The organism is Mycetohabitans sp. B8 (genome assembly GCF_021991875.1).
GTDB lineage: Bacteria > Pseudomonadota > Gammaproteobacteria > Burkholderiales > Burkholderiaceae > Mycetohabitans.
In genome coordinates, this window is record NZ_JAHLKR010000019.1 from 220,985 (window position 1) to 244,801 (window position 23,817).

General features: G+C 62.2%; 23 protein-coding genes and 1 tRNA gene. 13 read left to right on the plus strand and 11 right to left on the minus strand.

The window, feature by feature from the left end; all coding sequences use genetic code 11:
• Positions 1–56: 56 nt before the first annotated feature.
• The 3 genes from ribH to KQH60_RS11740 are packed head-to-tail and all read left to right on the plus strand — an operon-like array spanning position 57 to position 2,280.
• Complete coding sequence (gene ribH, locus KQH60_RS11730) at positions 57–587, plus strand: 6,7-dimethyl-8-ribityllumazine synthase (RefSeq protein ID WP_237576613.1); 531 nt, start codon at positions 57–59, stop codon at positions 585–587.
• Positions 584–1,018 (plus strand): transcription antitermination factor NusB, encoded by a 435-nt coding sequence (nusB, locus tag KQH60_RS11735; RefSeq protein ID WP_237576614.1) that lies wholly within the window; start codon positions 584–586, stop codon positions 1,016–1,018. The genes ribH and nusB overlap by 4 nt, the downstream gene beginning before the upstream one ends.
• A 32-nt stretch (positions 1,019–1,050) precedes the next feature.
• Positions 1,051–2,280 carry a pyridoxal phosphate-dependent aminotransferase gene (locus KQH60_RS11740; protein ID WP_237576615.1) on the plus strand — a complete coding sequence of 410 codons (1,230 nt, stop codon included), beginning with the start codon at positions 1,051–1,053 and terminating at the stop codon, positions 2,278–2,280.
• 51 nt (positions 2,281–2,331) lie between these two features.
• Here KQH60_RS11740 and KQH60_RS11745 read toward each other — a convergent pair whose 3' ends face one another.
• On the minus strand, positions 2,332–3,498 hold the full coding sequence (locus KQH60_RS11745) for a lytic transglycosylase domain-containing protein (RefSeq protein ID WP_237576616.1): 1,167 nt from the start codon (positions 3,496–3,498) through the stop codon (positions 2,332–2,334).
• 579 nt (positions 3,499–4,077) lie between these two features.
• Here KQH60_RS11745 and KQH60_RS11750 point away from each other — a divergent pair.
• A complete protein-coding gene (locus tag KQH60_RS11750) occupies positions 4,078–5,652 on the plus strand; it encodes a UbiD family decarboxylase (protein WP_237576617.1) in 1,575 nt (524 codons plus the stop codon).
• 63 nt (positions 5,653–5,715) lie between these two features.
• On the opposite strand, the gene KQH60_RS11755 is transcribed toward KQH60_RS11750, so the two are convergent.
• Complete coding sequence (locus KQH60_RS11755) at positions 5,716–6,015, minus strand: hypothetical protein (RefSeq protein ID WP_237576618.1); 300 nt, start codon at positions 6,013–6,015, stop codon at positions 5,716–5,718.
• 1,029 nt (positions 6,016–7,044) lie between these two features.
• Here KQH60_RS11755 and KQH60_RS11760 point away from each other — a divergent pair.
• From KQH60_RS11760 to trmB, 5 genes are all read left to right on the plus strand, one after another.
• Positions 7,045–8,004 (plus strand): Rossmann-like and DUF2520 domain-containing protein, encoded by a 960-nt coding sequence (locus tag KQH60_RS11760; protein WP_237576619.1) that lies wholly within the window; start codon positions 7,045–7,047, stop codon positions 8,002–8,004.
• Positions 8,005–8,060: 56 nt separating this feature from the next.
• On the plus strand, positions 8,061–8,624 hold the full coding sequence (locus KQH60_RS11765; RefSeq protein ID WP_237576620.1) for a YggT family protein: 564 nt from the start codon (positions 8,061–8,063) through the stop codon (positions 8,622–8,624).
• Positions 8,625–8,866: 242 nt separating this feature from the next.
• Complete coding sequence (locus tag KQH60_RS11770) at positions 8,867–9,823, plus strand: hypothetical protein (RefSeq protein ID WP_237576621.1); 957 nt, start codon at positions 8,867–8,869, stop codon at positions 9,821–9,823.
• Positions 9,824–9,952: 129 nt separating this feature from the next.
• Positions 9,953–10,027 (plus strand) — tRNA-Gly (locus tag KQH60_RS11775).
• A 626-nt stretch (positions 10,028–10,653) separates the two neighbouring features.
• On the plus strand, positions 10,654–11,442 hold the full coding sequence (trmB, locus tag KQH60_RS11780) for a tRNA (guanosine(46)-N7)-methyltransferase TrmB (RefSeq protein WP_237576622.1): 789 nt from the start codon (positions 10,654–10,656) through the stop codon (positions 11,440–11,442).
• A gap of 10 nt (positions 11,443–11,452) precedes the next feature.
• Here trmB and KQH60_RS11785 read toward each other — a convergent pair whose 3' ends face one another.
• The 4 genes from KQH60_RS11785 to KQH60_RS11800 all read right to left on the minus strand — a co-directional run bounded on the left by KQH60_RS11785 (position 11,453) and on the right by KQH60_RS11800 (position 13,614).
• Positions 11,453–12,295 (minus strand): undecaprenyl-diphosphate phosphatase, encoded by an 843-nt coding sequence (locus KQH60_RS11785; RefSeq protein ID WP_237576623.1) that lies wholly within the window; start codon positions 12,293–12,295, stop codon positions 11,453–11,455.
• A gap of 53 nt (positions 12,296–12,348) precedes the next feature.
• Positions 12,349–12,870: a DUF1439 domain-containing protein gene (locus KQH60_RS11790; RefSeq protein WP_237576772.1), complete on the minus strand. Its 522-nt coding sequence runs from the start codon at positions 12,868–12,870 to the stop codon at positions 12,349–12,351.
• Positions 12,871–12,943: 73 nt separating this feature from the next.
• Positions 12,944–13,162 carry a DUF6691 family protein gene (locus KQH60_RS11795; RefSeq protein ID WP_237576624.1) on the minus strand — a complete coding sequence of 73 codons (219 nt, stop codon included), beginning with the start codon at positions 13,160–13,162 and terminating at the stop codon, positions 12,944–12,946.
• Between the two features lie 191 nt (positions 13,163–13,353).
• A complete protein-coding gene (locus KQH60_RS11800) occupies positions 13,354–13,614 on the minus strand; it encodes a YkgJ family cysteine cluster protein (protein WP_237576625.1) in 261 nt (86 codons plus the stop codon).
• A 215-nt stretch (positions 13,615–13,829) separates the two neighbouring features.
• On the opposite strand from KQH60_RS11800, the gene KQH60_RS11805 reads away from it, so the two are divergent.
• Both KQH60_RS11805 and KQH60_RS11810 read left to right on the plus strand, forming a co-directional pair.
• A complete protein-coding gene (locus tag KQH60_RS11805; protein ID WP_237576626.1) occupies positions 13,830–14,483 on the plus strand; it encodes a protein-L-isoaspartate O-methyltransferase in 654 nt (217 codons plus the stop codon).
• 3 nt (positions 14,484–14,486) lie between these two features.
• The gene (locus KQH60_RS11810; protein ID WP_104076705.1) at positions 14,487–14,810 is read left to right on the plus strand and encodes a rhodanese-like domain-containing protein; all 324 of its coding nucleotides are present in this window, start codon (positions 14,487–14,489) and stop codon (positions 14,808–14,810) included.
• 121 nt (positions 14,811–14,931) lie between these two features.
• Here the strand turns inward: KQH60_RS11810 and KQH60_RS11815 are convergent, their stop codons facing one another.
• The 5 genes from KQH60_RS11815 to KQH60_RS11835 all read right to left on the minus strand — a co-directional run bounded on the left by KQH60_RS11815 (position 14,932) and on the right by KQH60_RS11835 (position 21,504).
• The gene (locus tag KQH60_RS11815) at positions 14,932–15,996 is read right to left on the minus strand and encodes a hypothetical protein (protein WP_237576627.1); all 1,065 of its coding nucleotides are present in this window, start codon (positions 15,994–15,996) and stop codon (positions 14,932–14,934) included.
• 666 nt (positions 15,997–16,662) lie between these two features.
• Complete coding sequence (gene waaA / locus KQH60_RS11820; protein WP_237576628.1) at positions 16,663–18,000, minus strand: lipid IV(A) 3-deoxy-D-manno-octulosonic acid transferase; 1,338 nt, start codon at positions 17,998–18,000, stop codon at positions 16,663–16,665.
• A gap of 18 nt (positions 18,001–18,018) precedes the next feature.
• Entirely contained in the window at positions 18,019–18,903 is an 885-nt protein-coding gene (locus KQH60_RS11825; protein WP_237576629.1) for a Kdo hydroxylase family protein, read from the minus strand.
• Positions 18,904–18,913: 10 nt separating this feature from the next.
• Positions 18,914–19,912, minus strand: coding sequence for a lipopolysaccharide heptosyltransferase I (gene waaC, locus KQH60_RS11830; RefSeq protein ID WP_237576630.1), 999 nt, complete (start codon positions 19,910–19,912; stop codon positions 18,914–18,916).
• 209 nt (positions 19,913–20,121) lie between these two features.
• A complete protein-coding gene (locus tag KQH60_RS11835) occupies positions 20,122–21,504 on the minus strand; it encodes a phosphomannomutase/phosphoglucomutase (RefSeq protein ID WP_237576631.1) in 1,383 nt (460 codons plus the stop codon).
• A gap of 234 nt (positions 21,505–21,738) precedes the next feature.
• On the opposite strand from KQH60_RS11835, the gene KQH60_RS11840 reads away from it, so the two are divergent.
• Together KQH60_RS11840 and KQH60_RS11845 are read left to right on the plus strand one after the other, a co-directional pair.
• Positions 21,739–22,995 (plus strand): oligosaccharide flippase family protein, encoded by a 1,257-nt coding sequence (locus KQH60_RS11840; RefSeq protein WP_237576632.1) that lies wholly within the window; start codon positions 21,739–21,741, stop codon positions 22,993–22,995.
• Positions 22,992–23,816: a glycosyltransferase gene (locus KQH60_RS11845; protein ID WP_237576633.1), complete on the plus strand. Its 825-nt coding sequence runs from the start codon at positions 22,992–22,994 to the stop codon at positions 23,814–23,816. The genes KQH60_RS11840 and KQH60_RS11845 overlap by 4 nt, the downstream gene beginning before the upstream one ends.
• The last annotated feature ends 1 nt before the right edge of the window (position 23,817 follow it).

Genomic DNA, 23,817 nt, shown 5'->3' on the forward strand with positions numbered 1-23,817 from the left:
GGATCATGGCCCGGCGGCCGGCGTCCCGCCTCGCCCAACACATCAACGGAACATTTATGGAAATCGGACAATATCAACCGAATCACGAGGGTGACGGACTGCGCATCGGCATCGTCCAATCCCGCTTTAATGAGCCGGTCTGCAATGGGCTAGTCGACGCCTGTGTCGAGGAACTCGAGCGCCTTGGCGTCGCGGGCGAGGACGTGCTGCTCGTCACGGTGCCCGGCGCACTGGAGATTCCGCTCGCGCTGCAAAAGCTCGCCGAAAGCGGCCAGTTCGACGCGCTGATCGCGCTCGGCGCGGTGATTCGCGGCGAGACCTATCACTTCGAATTGGTGTCCAACGAGAGCGGCGCGGGTATCAGCCGAATTGCACTGGACTTCGGCGTGCCGATCTCCAACGCGGTGTTGACCACCGAAAACGACGAGCAGGCGATCGCGAGAATGACCGAAAAAGGCCGCGATGCGGCACGCGTCGCAGTGGAAATGGCAAACTTATCATCCGCGCTCGACCAACTCGGTCAAGATGACGACGAGGACGAGGATGAGGACGAAGAAGACGAAGCGGCAAACGAGGATCGGGCATGACAACGAGAAGTGCTCGCCGTCGCTCGCGCGAGTTGGCCACGCAAGGGTTGTATCAGTGGCTGCTGTCGGGCGCGGCGCCGGGCGAGATCGACGCGACCATGCGCGAGCAGCCCGGTTTCGACAAAGCGGATCGCGACCATTTTGATGCGCTACTGCATGGCGTGATCAAGCAGTCGGCGACGCTGACTGAAGCGCTCATGCCCTTCCTGGATCGCCCGATTGACCAACTGTCGCCGGTTGAACGGGCGGTACTGCTGATCGCGGCATACGAATTCCAGCATCATCTCGAGATCCCGTACCGAGTCGTGATCAACGAGGCCGTCGAGTTGGCTAAGACATTTGGCGGTGCCGACGGCTACAAGTACGTAAACGGCGTCCTCGACAAGCTTGCGGTGACCATGCGCGCCGACGAAGTCAAGGCTCGCGGTTGAATGCGTGCTGCCGCGTCCGCTAGGAATGCTGGATGACCGACACCGATTCCATGCCCAACCCACTCGACACCACCCGGGCCGATCGGCTTGCTTCACGCATTGACCGGATCGCGCCATTTCATGTCATGGAATTTGTCAAGCAGGCTACCCGCCTCGAGCAGGCAGGCCATGACGTGATCCACATGAGCATCGGCGAGCCCGATTTCACGGCGCCACCCGCCGTCGTCGAGGCGGCGGCTTCGGCCCTGCGCCGAGGCCTCACGCAGTACACGCCGGCGCTGGGCATCACGCCGTTGCGCGAAGCCATTGCAATGCATTACCGGCGTATGTACGGCATCGATGTCGAACCGGCACGCATCGTCGTGACGGCCGGTGCCTCCGCGGCGTTGTTGCTCGCTTGCGCGGCGCTCGTGGATCGCGACGACGAGGTGCTGATGCCGGATCCAACCTATCCGTGCAACCGTCACTTCGTCACTGCCTTCGAGGGCCGAGCGGTTCTAGTGCCGAGCGACGCGGCACAACGCTTTCAGTTGAGCGCGGCGCACGTGCAGCAGCATTGGGGCACGAACACACGCGGCGTGCTGCTCGCGTCGCCGTCGAATCCCACCGGCACATCGATCGACGCGGGCGAGTTGCAACGCATTGTCGATACGGTCCGCGCTCACAACGGTTTCGCAATCATCGACGAAATCTATCAGGGACTGACCTATGATGCGCCGCCCGTCTCGGCGCTGTCACTGCACGGTGCACACGATCATGTCGTGACCGTAAACAGTTTTTCGAAGTACTTTAGCATGACGGGCTGGCGCCTGGGCTGGCTCGTGGTGCCGCCACACTGGGTGCCGGCCTTCGAGAAGCTCACGCAGAACCTATTTATCTGCGCGTCCGCGCTCGCGCAACACGCGGCGCTCGCGTGCTTCGAGCCCGCGTCACTTGAGATCTACGAGCAACGGCGGCTCGAGTTCAAGCGACGGCGCGACTTCCTGGTACCGGCGTTGCGCGAATTGGGTTTCGACATACCGGTCCTACCGGATGGCGCGTTCTACGTCTATGCGAACTGTCGCAGCATCGCGCACCGGGCCGCGTCGGATAGCGCGACGCTCGCGTCCGTGATGCTTGAAGAAGCGAAGGTCAGCATGGTGCCGGGTCTGGACTTCGGCGTGCATGCGCCGCACGACTACCTGCGAATTTCATACGCGACGTCGTACGAGCGGCTGCAACAGGCTATTGCTCGGCTGCACGCCCTGTTTGATGCGTCGTGAATGGGCGCGGCCACCGCCTCTTCCGACCGGCCGTGCAGCGCCCGCGACCGATCAAGCGCCGATGTCAGCCAATTGCTCGGTATGTTTCGACACGGTTCTGGCGCTGGCTTCGTCCTGCGCATGCGTATCGGCGCCGGCAGGTGCCTTCTGTGCGACCATCGGGTGCTCAGCGCCCAGCTTGACCTGCACCCGTTGTGTCGATGCATGGGTCTGCCGCGTCGTCGATGCGAGCATTGGCGCAGGCGATTGCGGTGCGTGAACCGGCACCTTGCGTCCGCGGGCGATATCCCGCAGCCGCGCGCGTTCAGCCAGCACCTTTGCGCCATAGCCCCCATCGTTCGGCGATGTCGAGCCAACATAGCGCCGCAAACCACCCGCCACGGAGCCGCCACGGGCAATGCAGTCCTTGAGCACCAGAGCGCCAACCTTGATGTTGGCCAACGGCTGCAGCGCAGCGTTCTGTCCCCCGAAGTAATCGAACTTGTCGGAATGCACCCTGGACATCACCTGCATGAGGCCCTTGGCGCCAACGCCACTTTCCGCATATGGGTTGAAGCCCGATTCGATTGCCATCACCGCCAGCAATAGCAGCGGGTCGAGCCCGACCTCGCGGCCGGTGTTGAACGCTGCCTTGACCAACTGGCGGACCGGCTCCTGCGCGACACGATAGCGCCGCGCAATGTAAGCGGCGACCAGCGCTTGCTCATGCGCCGACACTAACACGCGATCGTCGCGCGCATCGGAGGCAACACGCTCGGACGGGATGAGCCGGGCCAACGTGCCGACCGACGGCAGTGTGCGCGGATCGAACCCATTGAGCGTGGCCGGACCCAGGCCGGCCCCGCCGGGCAAGTTGCCATATCCCAAGCCGAGCGTCGCCGTAAGGGACCCATTGCCGCCGGGCGTAGCGAACGAGGACGTCATCTCCAGCGATGCGGCGTCGCCATCCGGTCTGGCGTGCGGCGCGAACGGCGGCAACGGCTGGCCGGACAGCAATCGCGCCGGGCCGTTATGCACCGCCTCTACGATCAACGGCATCACCTTCGCGGCCAAGGTGCCGCGCAGCGCCGGCTGCCACCACAACGCCAAACTCGTGAGCACCGCCAGCGCGCCGACGAGGCTCAACAACATGGAAGAAAGCCGCGTGCCGCGGCGTAGTAGTTCGCGTACCGTTTGCACGACATCGCGCTTCGGTCGCCAACCTAACCAAGTATTCATACTTCACAAGCTCCCATGGTTCATGGCCGGTCGCGCCGTGCTTTGCAGCGACGACGACAGCCGTGCGAGCAAGCAAGCGCAGTCGCAGCCGATGTGCACGACAGGCCGAGGCATCGCCTGCGTGGGTTAGCCGCGGGACGATGCCGGGAAGAGATGGCGAGGCGCCATCTGCGGGGACGGGGGGCGTCAGGACTTGAGACACACATTGCGCGCGCGTCATCCAGCCGCGCGGGCCACCCGCACCAAAAAGCCGGCGTATTGCAGCCAGCCGATATCAGTTTGCGCCGCCCTTAGCGGGATGGGTCGGCGTGACGCGAAGCGCCAAACAAGATGGCGGACTACAAGGCAGTCCCGCCACTGACGAGGTCGGATTCTAGCAGGGTTTTATAAAGCGTCAATGCTAAGGATCCGAACAAACCATACCTTTAGTTATAAAGAAACGGTCCATAGACGGGAACGAAGCACACCGCGTGCCCTGGCCGGTAGGGGGTCCGATTTGCAATAAAATATGTCTCGCACGCGCACGCGCTAAAATGCACCCTTTGTGCTCGGCATGGCCGGCGACGTTCGTATAGTGTGATGAAATACAAAGACCTGCGTGACTTTGCGAGCCGGCTCGAAGCATTGGGAGAACTGCGAAGAGTGCGCGCCGCCGTCTCGCCAGTGCTCGAAATGACCGAGCTATGCGAGCGCGTGCTCAATGCGGGCGGCCCCGCGCTGCTGTTCGAGAATCCGGCTGGGCACACGATGCCCGTGCTCGGCAACCTGTTTGGCACGACACGTCGTGTCGCGCTCGGCATGGGCGTTGATGCCGATGCCGACGACGCGGCCCTAACGTCGCTGCGCGACATCGGTCACCTGTTGTCGTCGCTGAAGGAACCGGAGCCGCCGAAGGGCCTGAAGGATGCGACACGGCTGCTTTCGCTGGCCAAGGCCGTCTGGGACATGGCGCCCCGCACGCTCAGCGCGCCGCCTTGCCAGGAAATCGTGCTCGAGGGTGGCGATGTCGACCTGGCGCGGCTGCCGGTCCAAACCTGCTGGCCGCACGACGCGGCGCCGCTGATCACCTGGGGCCTCACCGTCACGCGAGGTCCGAACAAGCCACGTCAGAACCTGGGCATCTATCGGCAACAAGTGATCGGGCGCAACAAGCTGATCATGCGCTGGCTCGCCCATCGCGGCGGCGCGCTGGATTTTCGCGAATTTGCGCTGGCCCATCCTGGCCAACCCTATCCGGTCGCCGTCGCGCTCGGCGCCGATCCGGCGACGATCCTCGGCGCCGTCACGCCGGTACCCGACACATTGTCCGAATATCAGTTCGCCGGCTTGCTGCGCGGCGGCAAAACCGAACTGGCCCACTGCTTAACGCCCGGACTGGCGCATCTGCAGGTGCCAGCCCGCGCAGAAATCATCCTGGAGGGGTTCATCCATCCCGATGCAGGCGACACGCAGGACGTCCCGGCACAGCCGGGACCCGTGTCGCCGCGCGCTCGCGTGGCCGGCCCGGCCGGCCGCTACGAACATGCGCTGGAGGGCCCCTATGGCGATCACACCGGCTATTACAACGAACAAGAGTGGTTTCCGGTGTTCACCGTCGAGCGCATCACGATGCGGCGCGACGCAATCTACCATTCGACGTACACGGGCAAGCCACCGGACGAACCGGCCGTGCTCGGCGTCGCGCTGAACGAGGTATTTGTGCCGCTGCTGCAAAAGCAGTTTCCGGAGATCACCGACTTCTATTTGCCGCCAGAAGGATGCAGCTACCGGATGGCCATCGTGCAGATGAAGAAAAGCTACGCCGGCCACGCCAAGCGCGTGATGTTCGGCGTCTGGAGCTTCTTGCGGCAATTCATGTATACGAAGTTCATCGTCGTGGTGGACGACGATGTGAATGTGCGCGACTGGAAAGATGTGATTTGGGCCCTGACAACGCGTGTGGATCCAAGCCGCGACACGGTACTGGTGGACAATACGCCGATTGACTATCTGGACTTTGCGTCGCCGGTGGCCGGACTCGGCTCCAAGATGGGCATCGACGCGACGAACAAGTGGCCCGGCGAGACCTCCCGCGAATGGGGCCGGCCGATTGTGATGGACGCAGCGGTCAAGCGGCGTGTCGATGCGCTATGGACGGAGATCGGCCTGGGATAGCGATGGCGCCAGCGAGCATGCGCGCGGCAACCGGCATCATCACGACGACAGACCTGCCGTGCGCTACCAGCGCCGGTAGTAACCGCCGTGCCAATGAGGATGCGGATACCATGGCCGATCATAGCCGCCGTAGCTGCCCACAATAACCGCAGGCGGCGGCGCATAGACTACTGGAGGCGCAGGCGCGTAGACCACGGGAGGCGGGGGCGGCGCATAGACGACCGGCGGCGGCGTATAAACTGGAGTAGCGTATACCGGAGCGGGAATTCCGATCCCCACGCCGATCGACACATGCGCTTGCGCAACGCCCGCTCCCGCCATCAGCATGGCGGCACCGACTAGGACCGGAATGACCTTTTTCACTACGCGCTCCTGAACACAATGCCGCCTATTACGGCACTAGCCGTGCAATGTACCGAAAATTCGCGCGCACGCCCGGATCCAATTGTTGCAAAATGCAACGATGGCGCGAGCGTGACAGGCGGCCAATGGGTATGATCGGCAGCCTCGAAGTCCGAGCGCGCGGCGGTTGGCACGTGGAGCGGGCAGCGCCGGGCCAACCCGACACGCGCGGCGCGCAATATTGGCTGACCGGCGTGCCGCAAGTCGTTAAAGTTTATTTACAAAGACATTGGATCACCGTGGCGCCCGTCGCCTACAAGCATTTTTCGTCAAGCTCAACCGGGGACATCCCATGCGCGTGGCGTCCTAGGCCGGTTCGACCAGCACACGCCGTGGCGAATCGTTCCGGGCCTTCCTGCCGGGCACGCGCGCCGGCGGCGCACTGCCCGCTCAACGACTCGACAAGCAGCGCTTGACGCACGCGCCGTGATCAACGTGAAGGGGCATGCCCACTAAAAAGGCCACCTACTCCACGTGCGCCTCCAACCGTTGACCTGCCAACTGTTAACCTGCTAGCCGTTCATCCACCAGCCGGTGCTCGCCGCGTACCCAGCGTACGCCCGCTACGGGGCGCCGCACCATCAGCCCACTTTTACATAAGCGAACTCGCGGCTTACGTTCGGCGGCACATACAGGCCACTGATCCGCACGCGCGGCGTCAAGCGCATTCTTTGCTCCCACCACAAGCGGCGCTGGACAGCATTGAGGAATCGCAAGTGTTTCCGATACGAAAAGAGGTTCATGGCGCAAATCTCCCGGTCAGGTGTTTTTTGATTGAGTTGTGGCCGGTAACGAACCGCGACGCTGCTCGCCGCGGCCGCCCGTCACCTCCGGCCCACGTCTCGTCCCTTTGACAAACGCCTTGCATGGCAACAATTAACGCGCAAGCGGCAATCAAGGGCACACCAAGTGCGTCGCTATAACGCTTGACGCGAAGCAATTCACGGTTGGTCTATCATGGACACCGTTCTCGTAACTTAAGCATGAACCATGCCTTTTCCGCCTCAACCGACCCTTGGCTTCATCGGCGCCGGACGGCTCGCCCGAACCCTTGCAGCAGCATGGCATCGACGCGGCTACCGGATTGCCGCGGTCGCGAGCCGCTCAGAAGAATCGTCCAGACAACTGGCCGAGCGGGCAGGACAGTGCCAAATCGTCTCAGATCTGAGACACGTTATCGAGGCCGCCACGCTGGTCTTCGTGACGGTGCCGGATGATGCGATCGGCGCGGTGGCTGCCCAACTGTGCTATTCCCCTGCGCGGGCCGGCTCCTGTGCGCTCGTGCACTGCAGCGGCGCATCCAGCGTCGAGTTGCTCGAGCCGGCCCGAGCCCAGGGCGTCTTGACGGGCGGCTTCCATCCGCTGTACCTGTTCACCGGACATGCGGCCGACGTGGACCGGCTGGCGGGCTGTTCCATCACGATCGAAGCTCCGGCGCCGCTGGACGCCGCGCTGCGCGCGCTCGCCGGCGCCCTGGACTGCGTGCCGCTGTCGATCCCATCCGGTACGCGCATGCTCTATCATGGCGCGGCGAGCTACGCGGCAAGCTTCGCGGTGGCGTCGCTGTATGAAAACGTCACACTCTGGAAACATATCGGATTAGACGAGGACGCCGCACTGGCCGCATTGCTGCCCATGCTCGAGCGCACCCTTCAATCGGTGCGCGACAAAGGCCTGTCCGGCGCGATCGCGGGTCCAGTGTCGCGCGGCGACGTTTCAGTGATCCGCAGCCAGCTCGACACCTTGGCCGCGTTGGGCGAAGATCACATGGCGCTCTATGCGATGCTCACGCGCAGAGTGACCGCGCTGGCACGCCGACGCTCGCCGGCGCCGTCCGGGCTCGACGCGATCGAAGCCACCGTCAATGCCGCGCTGCAGCGCGGCACAGACGCACCAGCGCCCGACGATGGCGCGGTACAGTGCTTCAGCCGCGTGCCGCCGCGCCCTTGACACGTCACGTCCGGTACCTTACAACTCATCGGCTGCGCCACTCGAAGGAAAACAAGATGTTCGGGGATATTGCCCGCTTTCTGCTCAATACGATTTTCACGTTGTTCGGTGCCGCGCTGCTGCTGCGCGCGTGGTTGCATGTGGTTAGGCTCACGCCGTACAACCCGGTATCGCAAGGCATCTTCCAAGCAACCAACTGGCTCGTGCTGCCGTTGCGCCGGGTCATTCCAGCCGCGCGTGGCATCGACTGGACGAGCCTATTCGCCGCCTGGCTCACCGCGATCGTGTTCATCGTCCTGATGGTAGCCGTCTCTGGTGGTGACCCGGCCTCGCTGTTGCCCGCTGGATTCGTCATCGCGCTATTAACGATGGTTAAATGGGCGTTGAACCTGACGATCTGGCTGACGCTGATCATGGCGCTGCTCTCGTGGATCAACCCGCGCTCCCCGGCGATGGCGATCCTGCTGCAATTGACCGCACCGTTGCTGAACCCGCTGCGCCGCGTGGTGCCCACGCTCGGTGGCTTCGACCTGTCGCCGTTGGTGCTACTCGTGATCGTCGAGGTGTTATTGATGATCGTCACGCGCATCACCGTATCGGTGACGATGTTCGGATTTTGACCGGACATCGGGCGGCCGGAGACGAGGGAGAAATCGTGCCGCTGCCCATAGTGGAGGCATGATTTGCCAAAGCAAACGCGATTTTCTCGGGAGCGCCAGTAACGGTATTGCGACTGGCCGCTCACTTGGAACATGGATCCAATCACGGATCGATTCGCGTGCGTGCGCGCACCTTCGCCTATGCCGCGTCCTTTCCACGCGGCTGTGGAAAGTTTGTTGTTCGCGTAACCACGGGATTGACTGTGAAAATTCCATTTACGAATTGTGAGGTCAAATGGCACACTCCAGGCACGCCCACTGACCACTCGGCTTCGCGCAGGCAGGCGCGTAAGACATTACCGGGGAGCGTGACAAATGCGTTTTTTGATGGGCTGCCCGTAAAAGTACGTACCATCAGCGATGCTGCGACTTCTGAACGACTTCGCGGAAAGTTTACCTATCTAGCCGAAAAGGCTATTAAATTGTCTGCAGCGAACGCACCGCCCCCCTTCGCGTATCGTATGCAGGCTGCCGTTGGAGATGGCACATGGGCTCGGAAAAACGAGAAGTATGCCCACGAAGCGCTGCACTCTGTGCGATTGGCCCTGTATTCGAAAGAATACGGCTCATTTAAATCCTCAAACAAATTTTCCCCGGCACGACGAGAATTGGAAGTCGAGAGGTTGAGGAAAGGGAAATTCGCCCATTGGCACAATCCTTCTGCGATCAACTCCCGTCATAATGTGGCACTTCGGTCGAAAAACATTTGGCAGTCGACCCAAATAAACTGCGATGGACTTGCCGCTGCGGTCACGGACTATATAGCTTATCGGCACCCACTGGCACCCGTTTCAACCGGGGCCTTGCCTGGACACGCTTTTGCCATCATCGGCGCTATTGATCCGGAAAACGTCAATCTTCCGCTGAGTGCTTGGCCGTCTCATATTTACATCTGCGATCCATGGGCGAATATTGCCTGTCCCGCACCGGAATATCCGGATAAATTCGAGCAAAAAATGAAGAAATGGCATGAAAGCGGCAAATTTATCGGAACTGACGGAAAATGGATATCGTCGTTAGACCCAAAGTGGTTGTCTTGCGTCAACGAAACGCCAAAGATTTATACGCGCCGTCAGTTTGCTGATGAGCAATTCGATACTGTTTTACTGGTCGCGCCCCCCGCGAACCTCACCGCGGCTCCGATGGCATCAGGCAATTGAGGCAAATCCACTCCAACATTGTGAGGCCAGCCGGGGCATCCTGAGCAATTACATCGTACACTTTCACGCCAGCACATAAATCACCCGCCTTGCCATCCCGGTGCAAGACTCTGTAAAATGACGCATTCTGCGGGCGTCGTATAATGGCTATTACCCCAGCTTCCCAAGCTGGAGACGTGGGTTCGATTCCCATCGCCCGCTCCACCCCCAGTACACTGCCCACTTTGCCCTAAGGCAAACGCCTACCACTTCGGCGAAGCCGCTTTTCGGCTCCTGCCCACATCCCGCTTGATCGCTGATGCCAGGGCTTTGTTGCCAACCAGGGTGGCCAGCGGTATCGGATTGGAGTGGCCGGCAAATGAAGAATCAGCGTTGTCTTGCGCTCGACGGGCCCATGCTCGAGCGCTTTACGCGACACGAGCCGCATGACCTTGTCCGCCGCGCCGCAAACCGATTGCAGCATGGTAACGCCAGCGGGTTCATTCGTGCGCCATCGGCTTGTGCCTGTATGGATCAAGGCTGTCTGGAGCAAGGCTGTCGGCCAGCGTTGCCACCCTGACCGCGCGCCGAAACGCCAGGCGCACACATCGCGCCCGCCGGTGTCGCGGACAAGAACTGTCCAGTTGACGAAATAGCCAAACCAGGCCACAATCCACGCTCTTCGCGGGAGTTGTACTTTCGCCGGAATGACCGGGACCATGCGTTCATGCCGCATCGCCCACTCGAAGACGCCGAAAGCCGTTCAATCTACGAACGGCTTTTTTGCTTATTAGCCGCATGCCGACCCAACGCACGCGCCGCGCCGAACGGCCTGCCGCAAACGCTGCACGATGACTCACGACCCTTCCGATCGCCACAACGACGCGTCCGCGGACAAACGCGCCGACACCGAAGCCCAAACGGACAGCGACCACGGCGCGACACCGGCCACCGATGCAACCCCGCCGCTGCGCCGCATCCGCAGCTTCGTGACTCGAGCGGGACGTTTATCCAACGCCCAGCGACGGGCGCTGGACGAACTGGGTCCGCGATTCAAGCTGCCCTATACTGGCACACCGCTCGACTGGGAGACGACCTTTGGTCGCGATGCGCCGCGCGTGCTCGAAATCGGCTTTGGCATGGGCACGACAACCGCCGATATCGCCGCACAGCGGCCAGGCGATGACTTTCTCGGCATCGAGGTTCATGAGCCGGGCGTAGGGGCACTGCTGAAGCTGATCGGGGAAAGACAACTGAACAATATCCGCGTGATTCAGCACGACGCGGTCGAGGTCATCGAGCATATGCTGGCTGAGGACAGCGTGGATGGCGTGCACATCTTCTTCCCCGACCCATGGCACAAGGCGCGTCATCACAAGCGCCGGCTAATCCAGCCGCCACTCGTCAAGCTGCTCGCATCGCGGCTGCGCGCCGGCGGCTACTTGCATCTGGCGACGGACTGGCAGAACTACGCGGAGCAGATGCTCGACGTACTGCGCGCGGAATCGACACTCGTCAATGCGTCGGACGAGGCGAGCGGTTATGCACCGCGCCCTGATTATCGTCCGGTGACAAAATTCGAGCGCCGCGGACTGCGGCTTGGCCACGGCGTATGGGATCTGCTATTCACGAAGCGTTGAGCACCGTGGGTCAGTGGCTGAACGTGACGCCCGCCAGATAGCTGGCGACCAGCACCAGCAGTCCAAAACCAATCCGATACCACGCAAACACCGTAAAGTCGTGCGTCGCAATGTAGCGCAACAGCCAGCGCACGCACGCGAATGCGCTGACGAACGCGGTCACGAAGCCGACCGTGAAAGGACCTATGTCCGATACGCTCAGCGCGTCGCGCGCCTTGACCAGTTCATATACGGTGGCGCCGAAGATCAACGGGATGGCGAGGAAGAACGAGAATTCGGTCGCGACACGCCGCTCCAGGCCGGCAAGCAGTCCTCCCACGATCGTTGCCCCCGAGCGTGACGTGCCAGGGATCAGTGCGAAGCATTGCGCGAGCCCGACTTTCAATGCATCGACGACGGTCAACTCATCGATCGACTGCACACGGGCAACATACGCGGCGCCATCGCGACGGCGATGCGCCGCCTCCACCCACAGCAGGATGATGCCGCCAACGATCAGCGCAACCGCCACCGGCACCGGCGAAAACAGCAGCGCCTTGATGTGCTGCTCGAACAGCAGCCCCATCACGACCGCGGGAAGACAGGCGACGATGACGTTGAGTGTAAAACGCCGGGCTGGCGGCTTGGTGGCCAGGCCCCACACAACTTGGCCAATACGTTCGCGATATTCCCAGCATACCGCGAGGATGGCGCCAAACTGAATCGCAATGTCGAAAACCTTGCTGCCGTCGCCGGTGAAATCGATTAATTCGCCCACCAGGATCAAATGTCCTGTACTGGATACAGGAAGAAATTCCGTCAAGCCTTCCACCAGGCCAAGCACCAGCGCCTTGAGCAACAGCAGCAGATCCATTCAATCGTCCTTTGAAGAAGCAACCTGAGCCGGGGCGGCGGCGCGCGACGCCTTTACTTCTCGACGATCTGCACGCGTATGCCATCTGAAAGAATTGTAATTGTACCGGGTTCATATTGCTGTCCGGCAAATTGCAGTTGTTCAGGCTTGAACGTGTAGACTGGGTAGTCAGCCAGCAACTGGGCCACAGCAATCGATGCGGCAGCATGGATCTGTTGCGCGTACGATGCCGCATCGCCGCCGACCTCAATCTGCTCAACATTCGGATTGCGCAGCACGACCGAGCGGCTAGGCGCGTCGTACGCCAGTTCGCTGGACAAGCTCACGACACTGTCCACCGGACGCCCCAGCAACGGACTGGCCAAGTGCGCGTCAACCGTGACCACGACGCGGTTGGCGTCCGCGCGCAATGCGACGACAGGACGGGCCAGCGTCAGGTCCAAAAATGGACCAACGCTGCGCTGATACGGAAACTTGCGTTCGATCGCCCGCTGCACCTGCCGCTGCGAGAACGTGTAATGATCAGGCACGAACGGGAAAATTCCGGCATGCGCGACACCGGGCGCCACGGCCATCGTCACCACCACGCCAAGCGCCGCGATCAACGACAGCGCGGTCGCTGCCCGCACCAGTGCACGGACCACCATTTCAACCATGCAATGTTCCTCGTTCGGCTCGCACGCAGCCCTGCGAATATCGCCGCGAGATGATTTCGAAGACGGCCATGCCGACCAGCATCGCCGTCACGAAACCCGTCGCCTTCGGATAGCCGACGCCGGGCGTCACGAGCGCAGACACCAGACAGAAACCCGTCAAGCGACAGCCGATGCCGAACGCAGCACTGCTCGGCACCAGCCGCGACGTCACCACGCTGCTCGCCGGAAACTGCAGGGGTGACCCGAGCAGCGAGCAAGCGCGCCGCTTGGATGGCGAGCGCGCCGACCGTCTCCCTTGCGGCAGCCGACACAACAGCATATACCGTTGACACGCGTTTCGCACACGCCGCCGAACGCTCGCTACGGCCCGGGCACCACATTCAACGACGTGCCGCCCCCCCGTTACGCCGAGGGGACGGTCAGTTGCTCAAGCTGCGTCAGCCAATGCAGTGCATAGGCGCGGGAGCGTCCGCACATTTCCTCAGACGCCTGCAGGCCACCACAGCACCGCGGCCTGTCAGGAGCGCCAAAAATCCGGCAACGCATGTCCGCCTCCAGCTGAACACATGCCACGCCCGCGGGCTTACCGCCCGGCATGCCGGGAATCGGACTGGAAATGGAAGGCGCAATGCAACAGGCACCGCAGTTGGGACGGCAGTTCATGGGATCCGGCAATGGACGATCGGCGACGTAGCCGGCGCGCTGGAGCGGTACCGCACGCGCGGCCTACGACACCAGACTTGCCACCAAGACCTGCGAGATCAAGCCTGCGGCAGGGGTCTGCAACAGCGGCCTGCGACGGGGGAACCGGCAACGCCCTCAAAGGGTCGAGTATAATTCCAACGCTTACCTTCGTCGATTCGGACCGTCAAGACACCATGAACATCGAGCAAGCACGCTTTAACATGATCGAACAGCAAATCCGCCCGTGGGAGGTGCTGGACCAGGACGTGTTGAACCTGCTGGCGATCGTCAAGCGCGAGCATTTCGTGCCTGCGGCTTATCGCAACATTGCGTTCGCCGATCTTGAAGTGCCGCTGCCCGCGGGCCAGCACATGCTCTTGCCGAAGATCGAGGCGCGGATGCTGCAAGAGCTGGCCGTGAAAAAGCACGAAGTGGTGCTGGAGATCGGTGCCGGCTCCGGCTACATGGCGGCGCTGCTCGCGCATCGCGCGCGCTCGGTGTTGACGCTGGACATTGTCCCGGAGTTGGCGGAGCTGGCCCGGGCCAATCTAGCGGCGAACGACGTGACCAATGCACAAGTTGAAACCGCAGACGGCTCCCGCGGCTGGCCCGCGCAAGGGCCGTATGACATCATCTGCGTATCGGGCGGGCTGCCGATGCTGCCGCAAGCAATGCTGGAGCAATTGAAGATCGGCGGCCGGCTCGCGGCGTTCGTCGGCGTGGCGCCGGTCATGCGCGCACAGATCATCACCCGTGTCGACGACAACCAATACCGGATCGCTGACATCTTCGAGACGTTCGTCGCGCCCCTCACCAACGCGGTCGAGCCGCCTCACTTCAGGTTCTAAGCCATGCAGAATCTCACTGCCTCCGACCTCGCCGCCTGGCTTGCCGACTCGTCTCGTGCCGCGCCCGTGTTGCTCGACGTGCGCGAACCGTGGGAGGTATCGACAGCTCGGCTCGACGGTATTGTGCATATCCCGATGAAGGACATTCCGGCACGCAGCGAAGAGCTCGATGACGACGCGCAGATTGTCTGCATCTGCCATCATGGGGCCCGCAGCGCGAACGTAGGCATGTTCCTCGAGGCGCGCGGCTTCAAGCACATCTATAACCTGCAAGGCGGTATCGATGCGTGGTCGCGGCAAGTCGATCCGTCGGTGCCGACATACTGAACTGCCGCCGGCATACTCTCATCGACAATCGTACACCATGATCGGCCGTGCTGGAGAAAAGGCCGATCAAGTTGGGCCTCCTGCATTCATCGTCCGGCACGACGGCGATTTGCGGGCTGGGCTATTTCGATATGTCCCAACCATTCACGGCGAAGAGATACCGGCGCACGCGCGGGTCGATGTCCACGACGGTATCGACTTCGCGCTGGGGGGAACGCGTGATGATAGTCCCGACCGCCTCCGTTGCAGGATGGCTTTGACCGGCAATTCTTTCAGTTAGTGCCGCTACGTATCGGTCGTACTGGCTCTTGAACGGTGCCCACTTTCCGCCATCAGCCACGTCTTTTTCAAATGCCTCGACGTGTTCCGCCCATCTGCCGGCTGCGGCGGGCTTACCGTTTATCACACAAACCTTTTTATAGGCCGTACATATCACTGCGATAACAGGCAGTGTTCGATCATTTGTGCTTTCCGCCCATTTCATCGCGCACACCATCCCTGGAATGGCTGCCTGTACATCTCTGACGTCCTTTAGTTCTTCCGGTGGCTTGCTGAGCAACTGACGATATTGAAGATCGATCTGCTTGCTTAGTTCGACATATGAAAGGGGCAGAGGATCAGATTTGGAGCGAGTTAGCCGGGGCAGCCGCTTTCGCAACGAGGCCATTGAGTTCGAACGCTCCAGTTTCTTCCATGCGCCTGCAGTCCAGTTCTGAATTCGCGTCGCATTAGCCTTGTCGCCATCCGACAATGAAGTCTTGTTACTTTCTACTTCGGTAGATGAACCATTGCTCCCCGCTCGCCCGCGCTGTGCCAAAGTGGCAGAGCGCGACGTCAATATTACCGTTGAGCCCGCATTCGATGTTAACGTGGCACGGATGCTACAAGGCGCTGGTGTCACATTAAAGCTCCATGCTACCGGTCTACCTCGCTTAATCTGTACGCCGTCTTCGTTGTTATCGTCATGTTTTAAAAGTACAGTACGGCCATCCATCCGTAAGATTTCTGGCCTAGAAATGCATAGCTTTCCTAAAAATTCCAGATCATTCAGCTTACCATTAACGCCCGGTGTACTGGCACCGATGCTCGGTTTCTCCGACTTACAATCTTTGCCGATTTTTCCTGCTTTTTTGATAAAGGATAAAAGGGGTGTGAAACAACCCGTCATCTTCAAATCGGCTGCCACAAAGTCCTCCTCGGCGCACCACGCCGCCACGTTGTATGACTTCCATCAAGCGTTGGAAGAAATCCGCCGTGCAGCGAACTGGCTTGCACTATTGCACCATACTCTCACTACATTGAATGGACGAGAACAACACGAATCCTTCACATAACGAGCGCAGCCAACAGATATGGGGGGCGCTCAATCAATTTTATATCCGCCATATTCGATATATTTTTTTCCAATGCTTTCGCCGATAACATGCGTAGCGCTTGGCCGGCACGCTACGATAAGACTACGTTGTCCGTCGTATGACAGCATGGCAATGTAAACAAGCATCGTTGAAACATCGCCACTTAGGAATCTCAAGTGTCATTTTGATGAAGCGACAGGCTGCCTGCTGGGACGTACATTGGCGTCAACCGCAACTGCGTATCGGACCCATCACCCGTCATTGGAATGTACCGCTGACCCTGCGCTTTGCCAGCAAGGGATCGCGCAGGACTTGAGCGACCTATCGGCCCTTGCCACCACGAAGTCCGGCTTACTAATCTTCGATAAGGCGAACCTTGCACCGATGGCTAGCGCATCGCTCGACGCGATGACGTTGGACACTCGCAACATTGGCGATGTCAAGCCATTCGCGATAACGAAACTGAACGAGCAAAGCGGACAGAACGAGGTGCGCCTTTATCGAGAAGAACAGCCTGTTCGCGGCTTGACGGGCGGCAGTAACGCCTCCAGCGCATCGATCGTGCGACGGGTTGCGCCACGATGACGCGCCGCGAACGCGGCCCCGGCGGCGCCCATCGTCACACGGCGCGCGCGATCAGCCAGCACCGTGCGCACGGCCTGCGCCAACGTGGCCGGATCCCGCACCCGCAGTGCAGCGCCGGCCGCGATCGCGTCGGCGCTCGCCTGTGCAAAATTAAACGTATGAGGTCCGATCACGACCGGCACGCCGACAGCGCATGCCTCAATCAGGTTCTGACCGCCGAGTGGCAGCAAGCTTCCGCCGATGAAGGCCACATCCGCCGCCGCGTAGTAGGCGCGCATCTCGCCCATCGAATCGCCGAGCAGCACTTGCACGTCGGCCGGCATCGGCTCGATGGCGGCCGTCTCGCGCGAGCCCGACCCGACCGATGCGCCGGCCCACTGCGAGCGGCGCGCCAACTTGAGTCCGGCACGCTCGACCAGCGCCGCAACCTCATCGAAGCGCTGGGGATGGCGAGGCACCAGTACCAGCAGCGCATCGGCAATGCCGAGCTGGCGGTAGGCGTCCAACACGAGCGCCTCTTCGCCCTCGCGCGTGCTGCCCGCCACCCACACCGGCCGCCGGCCCATTGCCGCATGCCAGGCGCGGCCGCGCTCGGCCAACTCGGCCGGGGCCTCCATATCGAACTTCAAATTGCCGAGCACCGCGACGTCACGCGCGCCAAGCGCGCTCAGGCGCTGCGCGTCGGCCGGGCTCTGCGCCAGCACACGCGTAAAGCCGCCGAATACCTGACGCGCCGCCGCGCCAAAACGCGAGGCGCGCCGGTATGAGCGCTCCGACATTCGCGCGTTGGTCAGCACCAGCGGCACGCCCGCATGGCGACACTCGTCGATCAGCGTCGGCCACACCTCGGTTTCCATCACGATGCCCAACGTGGGACGCCATGCGCGAAGGAACCGCCGTACCGGGCCGCACATGTCATAGGGCAAATAGCAGCGCAACACGCGCGAGCCGAACAGTTGCTCGCCGGTCGCCCGTCCGCTCGGCGTCATGTGCGTGAGCAGCACCCGCACGTCAGGACGCTCGTCGAGCAGCGCTTGCACCAGCGGTTGAGCGGCACGCGTCTCGCCGAGCGACACCGCATGAACCCAAACCAGCGGGGCGTCGTCGCGCGCCGCGCGGCCCGCTGCATGGCCGAACCGTTCGCCAATGTGCTCAATGTAGCCGCGCTCGCGCCGCGAGCGTGCCACCAGGCGCACGATGGCCAGCGGTGCCACGATGTACCAAAGTGCGCGATACAGAATTCTTAGCATCGATCGTCGGCTAACGGGTTAGACAAGCACGTGGCCCGCGAGACGCTCCAGGATGCCCAGCGGCGCGCGCTGCGGCTGCACCATTGAGCGCACCGGCAGGAAGAAGGTCTGCTCGAGCATGAACTGGCCGGACATCACGGCATGCGACGTCTGGTCCGAAAAGCACACCCAGACGCTGCCCGGCGGAAACGGCACCGTCTGCTGCGGCGCGTTGCGCTGGTAGTCCAGGTCGGCCTTCATCGCGTCATGAAGATGCAGCATCAGATGGTCGTACTCACTGCGCCGCGTCTTGGTCACGTGCAGCAGCTTCAACAGCCATGCAGCCCCAGGCATCGGTTTCGGGATATGAGGCAAGAACCGGCGCGCCACGTCCTCGAACGGCTCGCCGACCCGCCACACGCGCGGCTCACCGTGCGGGTTGACGTTCGTGAACACGCGCAGGATTCGCTCGCCATAGTTCGGCCGCGACGGAAATGCGTCCACGTGCAACCGGCTGTCGTCCTTGCGCCATGACGTCTTACGTGTTTCGACACGATGCAACCGCAGGCTGGTGGGCGCGACACGGAGCTTGCCCGTATATTCCGGAAACAGTCCGTCAATCAGTTCGCGTGCATTGCGTTGGTAACGCGACACCAACGCGCGCACGGCTGATTGCGTGAGCGCATCGCCCAACACGCCATGCAACGCGCCGCCATTGGGCGCCAGGCTGATGTTCTTGCGCTTGGGGTCGGCCATCGCCGGATCCAGCAGCGCTTGTTCACCCCCTTCGATCATAAAGCGCAAGTGGGGGAAGTACAGCACTTTGCCAGATTCAACCGCGACCAGCAGTGTCTCGCGTGGCACCGATAGGTGCTGCCCGTGCCAATCGGCGGCCTGGACCTCGATGATTTGTGATTCGCTCATGAAAATATCGCTACAGCAATCCGAAGCCGACCAGCGCACGCTTGACGTCAGCAAGGCCCGGTGAGGCACCCGCCGTCCCCAGGTTGATGATGGCAGGCGACCAATAGCCACCGGTGCGCCATGCCGTCGCGAAATTGTATAACTCGATCGTCGGGCGCTTAAGCGCCGCGGCGATGTGGACCAGACCGGTGTCAACGCCAACAGTCGCCGCCGCGCCATCGATCAGCCCCGTGACCGCCGGCAGGGATAAGCGCGGTGGCACGATCGCGGCAGCACCGAATTGCTGCGCGAGCCGTTCGCTGGTCGCGCGCTCGACGTCGCTGCCCCAGGGCAGCACGATCGACGCGCCGCGGCGAATGAGCGCCTGGCCCAAGTCGATCCAGCAGCGCTGCGGCCATTGCTTGTCCTCGCGCGAGGTCGCATGCACGAACACCACGTACGGCACCGGCAAGTTCAGCCCCGTGCGCGCCAGTTCGAGCGCCGCGCGGCGCCGGTCAATGCCGAAATTGATGTTTTGCCCATCGGTTAGCGGCGGTGGATCACCGAGCGCGCGTGCGACCAATTGCCGGGAGCGCTCGACCACATGCGTACGCGCCTCAATCGGCACACACGTGCGGTAGAACCAGCGTACCGGCCACTCATAGCCGGCTCCGTCGGTGCGGTTGCCCAACCCAACGAGGTTGCCGTGTGCCCAGCTCGCGACCCATGCGCTCTTAACCAGTCCCTGGCAATCGATCACCACGTTGTACTGCTCAGCGGCCAATGTGCGCCTGAATTGCCGCACTTCTCGCCACGTCGCTGCCGACAGCGGCCGCTTGCGCCAGCGACGCAGAGAGAACGGGATGGCGCGACGCACGCCTTGGACGAGTTCGACAAGCTCGACGAAATTCTCCTCGACCAGCCAGTCGATGACCGCATCGGGATGGCGCCGCCGGATGTCGGCGACCACCGGCATGTTGTGAACGACGTCGCCCAGCGACGACAGCCGAACGATTAGGATTTTTTGCACGCGGATCAATACGCTACGGGAACCACACCGGCCATGTCGCCGGCGAAAGAGGATCGCCGGCGGGCTCTCGAGCACCGGGCGAAAAGTAGCGAATTGTAGCGCGGATAGACACGGCTATCGCGTCGGACCCGAACCTCGTCGGTAGGCCAGCCCCACGCGGCGCCGATAGACGGGTCGCGCGGCCCGACGGCCGCGGTGTGCCGGACCGCCTAGAACGGGAGTTTTGCGTCCGGCTTCTGCGCAATAATCACGCGCCTGAAGTCTTCCTGGATCCGCTTGAGCGCGGCATCATTGTCGGCCTCGAAGCGCATCACGACCACAGGCGTGGTATTAGATGAGCGTGCGAGCCCAAAGCCGTCCGGGTACTCCACGCGCAGGCCGTCGATCGTAATCACGTCGTCGGCGCCGTCGAACGTCGCATGCTTTTGCAGTTGGCCGATCAACTCGAAATTCTCGCCTTCGTTGAGCTTGAGCTGCAATTCGGGCGTCGAAATTGAGTTCGGCAAGCTGTTGAGCAACTGACTCGGGTCAGCCACGCGTGACAGAATTTCCAGCAGCCGTGCACCGGTATAGAGACCGTCGTCGAAACCATACCAGCGGTCCTTGAAAAACACATGTCCGCTCATCTCGCCGGCAAGCGGCGCGCCGGTTTCGCGCAGCTTTGCCTTCACTAGCGAGTGGCCGGTCTTCCACATTACCGGCTCGCCGCCCTGCTCGCGTACCCACTTGGCCAGGTTGCGCGTACACTTCACATCATAGATGATCTGCCCACCCGGGTTGCGCGACAGCACCTCTTGCGCGAACAACATCAATTGCCGGTCTGGATAGATAATCTGGCCGTCCTTGGTCACGACGCCGAGCCGATCACCGTCGCCGTCGAACGCAAAGCCGATCTGCGCGTCGGTCTCCTTCAGCGCGCGAAGCACGTCCTGCAGGTTTTCAGGATGGGCCGGGTCCGGATGGTGGTTCGGGAAATTGCCGTCCACGTCGCAGAACAGCTCGACCAGTTCGCATCCGAGCGCCTTGAACAGCCTCGGCGCAAGCGAGCCCGCCACGCCATTGCCTGCATCAACGATGATCTTCAGCGGCCGAGCCGGCTTGATGTCAGACACGATCCGCTCGACGTAGGCATCACGCACATCATGTTCGCTATAGTTGCCGGCGCCCGTTGCAAAATTGCCGTCGACGATGCGCTGATACAACGCTTGAATCTGCTCGCCGTAGATCGCGGCGCCGCGCAACACCATCTTAAAGCCATTGTAGTCCGGCGGATTATGACTGCCCGTGACGACGATGCACGAATCCACCGGCCGCCCCGCGAGCGGCACGCTGGCCGCGAAATAGCCGAGCGGCGTCGGCACCAAGCCGATATCGATCACGTCCACGCCCGCCGCGCGCAGGCCATCGGCTAGCGCGGCAGACAACTGCGGACCCGACAGGCGCCCGTCGCGACCGATCACCACCGCATCGCCACCTTGCGCGCGCACTTCGCTGCCGAACGCGCGGCCGATCTGCCGCGCTACATCGGCATCGAGCGTCTTGCCAATGACGCCGCGAATGTCGTAAGCCTTGAAAATCGATTGAGAAATCATGAGTGAGTGCCTGTTGGAAACGAAAATTCGAGGGGCCGCCAGAGCGTCGCGCAACGAAACTACGCAGTCTGTTCGCAGTGCCGCTCACGGGCCGCCGGTTCGGGACCCAATCCAATCTATAATTGCAGCTTACTCAGACCCCTTTGTCTGGCCATTTTAACGTGATTAAAGGCCACGATCGCCCAATGGCGGTCCGCACCACGTCAGGACGCGTACTTTCCGCCCCGCCGGCGCATGCTAAACCGAATCAAGAACAATCCGGATGTCGCCCGCGCGCTCGCCAACCTCGGTTGGCTCGGCCTAGAGCGGCTCACGCAAATCGGAGTCGCGATTCTGATTAGCGGCCTGCTCGCCCGCTATTTCGGCGCGGAGTTGTTCGGCAAGTGGCAGTACGCCAACACGCTGCTACTCGTACTGGCACCGCTGACCTGGGTGTGCGGCGCCGAAATCCTGGTCCCCACGATCGTGCACAGCGGCAAGCAGCGGCTGGGCACGATCCTCGGCAGTGCGTTCGCGCTGCGCTTTGCGGTATCGGCACTCGCGCTCGCGCTGACGTGGGCCGGCATCGCCGCCGGGCTGACCGAGCCGACCGTCGGCGCAATACTGGCCGCGTTGGCCGTGACAATGCTGCTGCGCGAGCCACTGGTCGGCGTGGTCAATTCGTGGCTGCAAAGCATCACCTATGCCAAGCCACAGTTGATCACGAGCATGGTCACCGCGCTCGCTAAAGCCGGCGGCGTCTGGCTGCTAGTGCACGTCGCCGCGTCGGCGGCTGGCTTCGCATGGCTGTGGGCGGCGGAGGCAGCGATCGTCGCCGCCGTACTGCTCATCTATTATCGCGCGCGCCACGGCCGCTTGGACTGGCGTGTGGAACGCGCGCTGCTGCGCACATTCGGCAGCGCCGGGACGGTCTTTTGGCTCGGACTTGCCTGCATGTACCTGTTCCTGAAGCTGGACCGGCTGGTGCTGGAGCGCTACGTGTCATTTGCCGAACTGGGCCGCTATGCAGCCGCACAGCAATTGAATGAGAACTGGATCGCGCTCGCGCTGATGCTTGCGCAAACGCTCGCGCCAGCATTCGTTTATCGCGTCGCCGACGTAACGCAGCTACGACGCAATATGGGGCGGCTGCTGTGGATGACAGCGGCGCTGATGAGCGCCGGCGCGCTGCTGCTGGATCTAGCGGCGGGCCTGGTCGTGCGGACCGTGTTCGGCCCCGGTTTCGACAGCGCTGTGCAAATCCTGCGCGTGGCAGTCTGGCTGTCTGTGCCGGCCGGCGTCGAAGCGATCGGCAATCTAGTCGTGCTCAAATACCAGGCCAAATTCGTCTTGCTGGCCAAATGGGTGCTGGCATTGGCCGTCGCGCTCGCGCTGGACTTCGTACTGATCCCGGCATTCGGTGCACGCGGCGCGCTAGGCGGACTGGCCGCGGGCTACATCACGGCGGCCGCGGTAAACTTTTACTATATCCGGCTCAAGCTCAAGCCATGAACGAGGTTAATCACGACGCGCTTGCGGGCGTGAGCGTGCTGATTCCCGCCTACAATTGCCAGCTCGACCTGGAGCGCACGCTTTGCTCGTTTCAAGAGCCAGCGCCGGTGCACGTGCTGATCGTCGACGACGGCAGCACGCCGCCGATCAGTGTGCCCGCTATCGATGGCTTGTCGGTCGAAGTCCTGCGCCTGGCGCGCAATGGCGGGATCGAACGGGCGCTGGCCGCCGGCATCGATGCGCTGGCGGCACGCGCGGTGCGCTACGCGGCCCGTATCGACGCCGGCGATCTTGCCTGTGCGCGCCGGCTTGCGAAGCAAGCCGCCTATCTGGACGCGCATCCGCGCGTGGCCGCGGTCGGCATGTGGGCGCAGGCCACCACGCGCAACGGTGCGCCGCTGTTCACATTGGCCCCGCCGAGCGAGCCGACCGACATACGGCGGCGGCGCTTTGCGCGCACCGCGTTGATCCACCCGGCAGTCATGCTGCGCGTGGACGCGGTCCGGCAGGCCGGCAACTATCGCACGGCGTACCGCGCAGCCGAGGACCTGGACCTGTTCCTGCGGCTGATGCGCACGCACGAGTGCGCGAACCTGCCCGAGGTCGGGTTGGTTTACGAACTGAACGAAGGCGGTATCAGTGCTACAAAGCGGCGCACGCAGATCATCTCGACGCTGAGACTGCAGCTTATCTACTTCGAGGCGGCCAATCCCTACTGGTGGCTCGGCCTGGGCAAGAACCTGCTGCATTGCGTGACACCGTACCCAGTATTGCAATCCATCAAGCGCGTACTGTTCCGTGCGCGCGCGCGTCAAATATGAG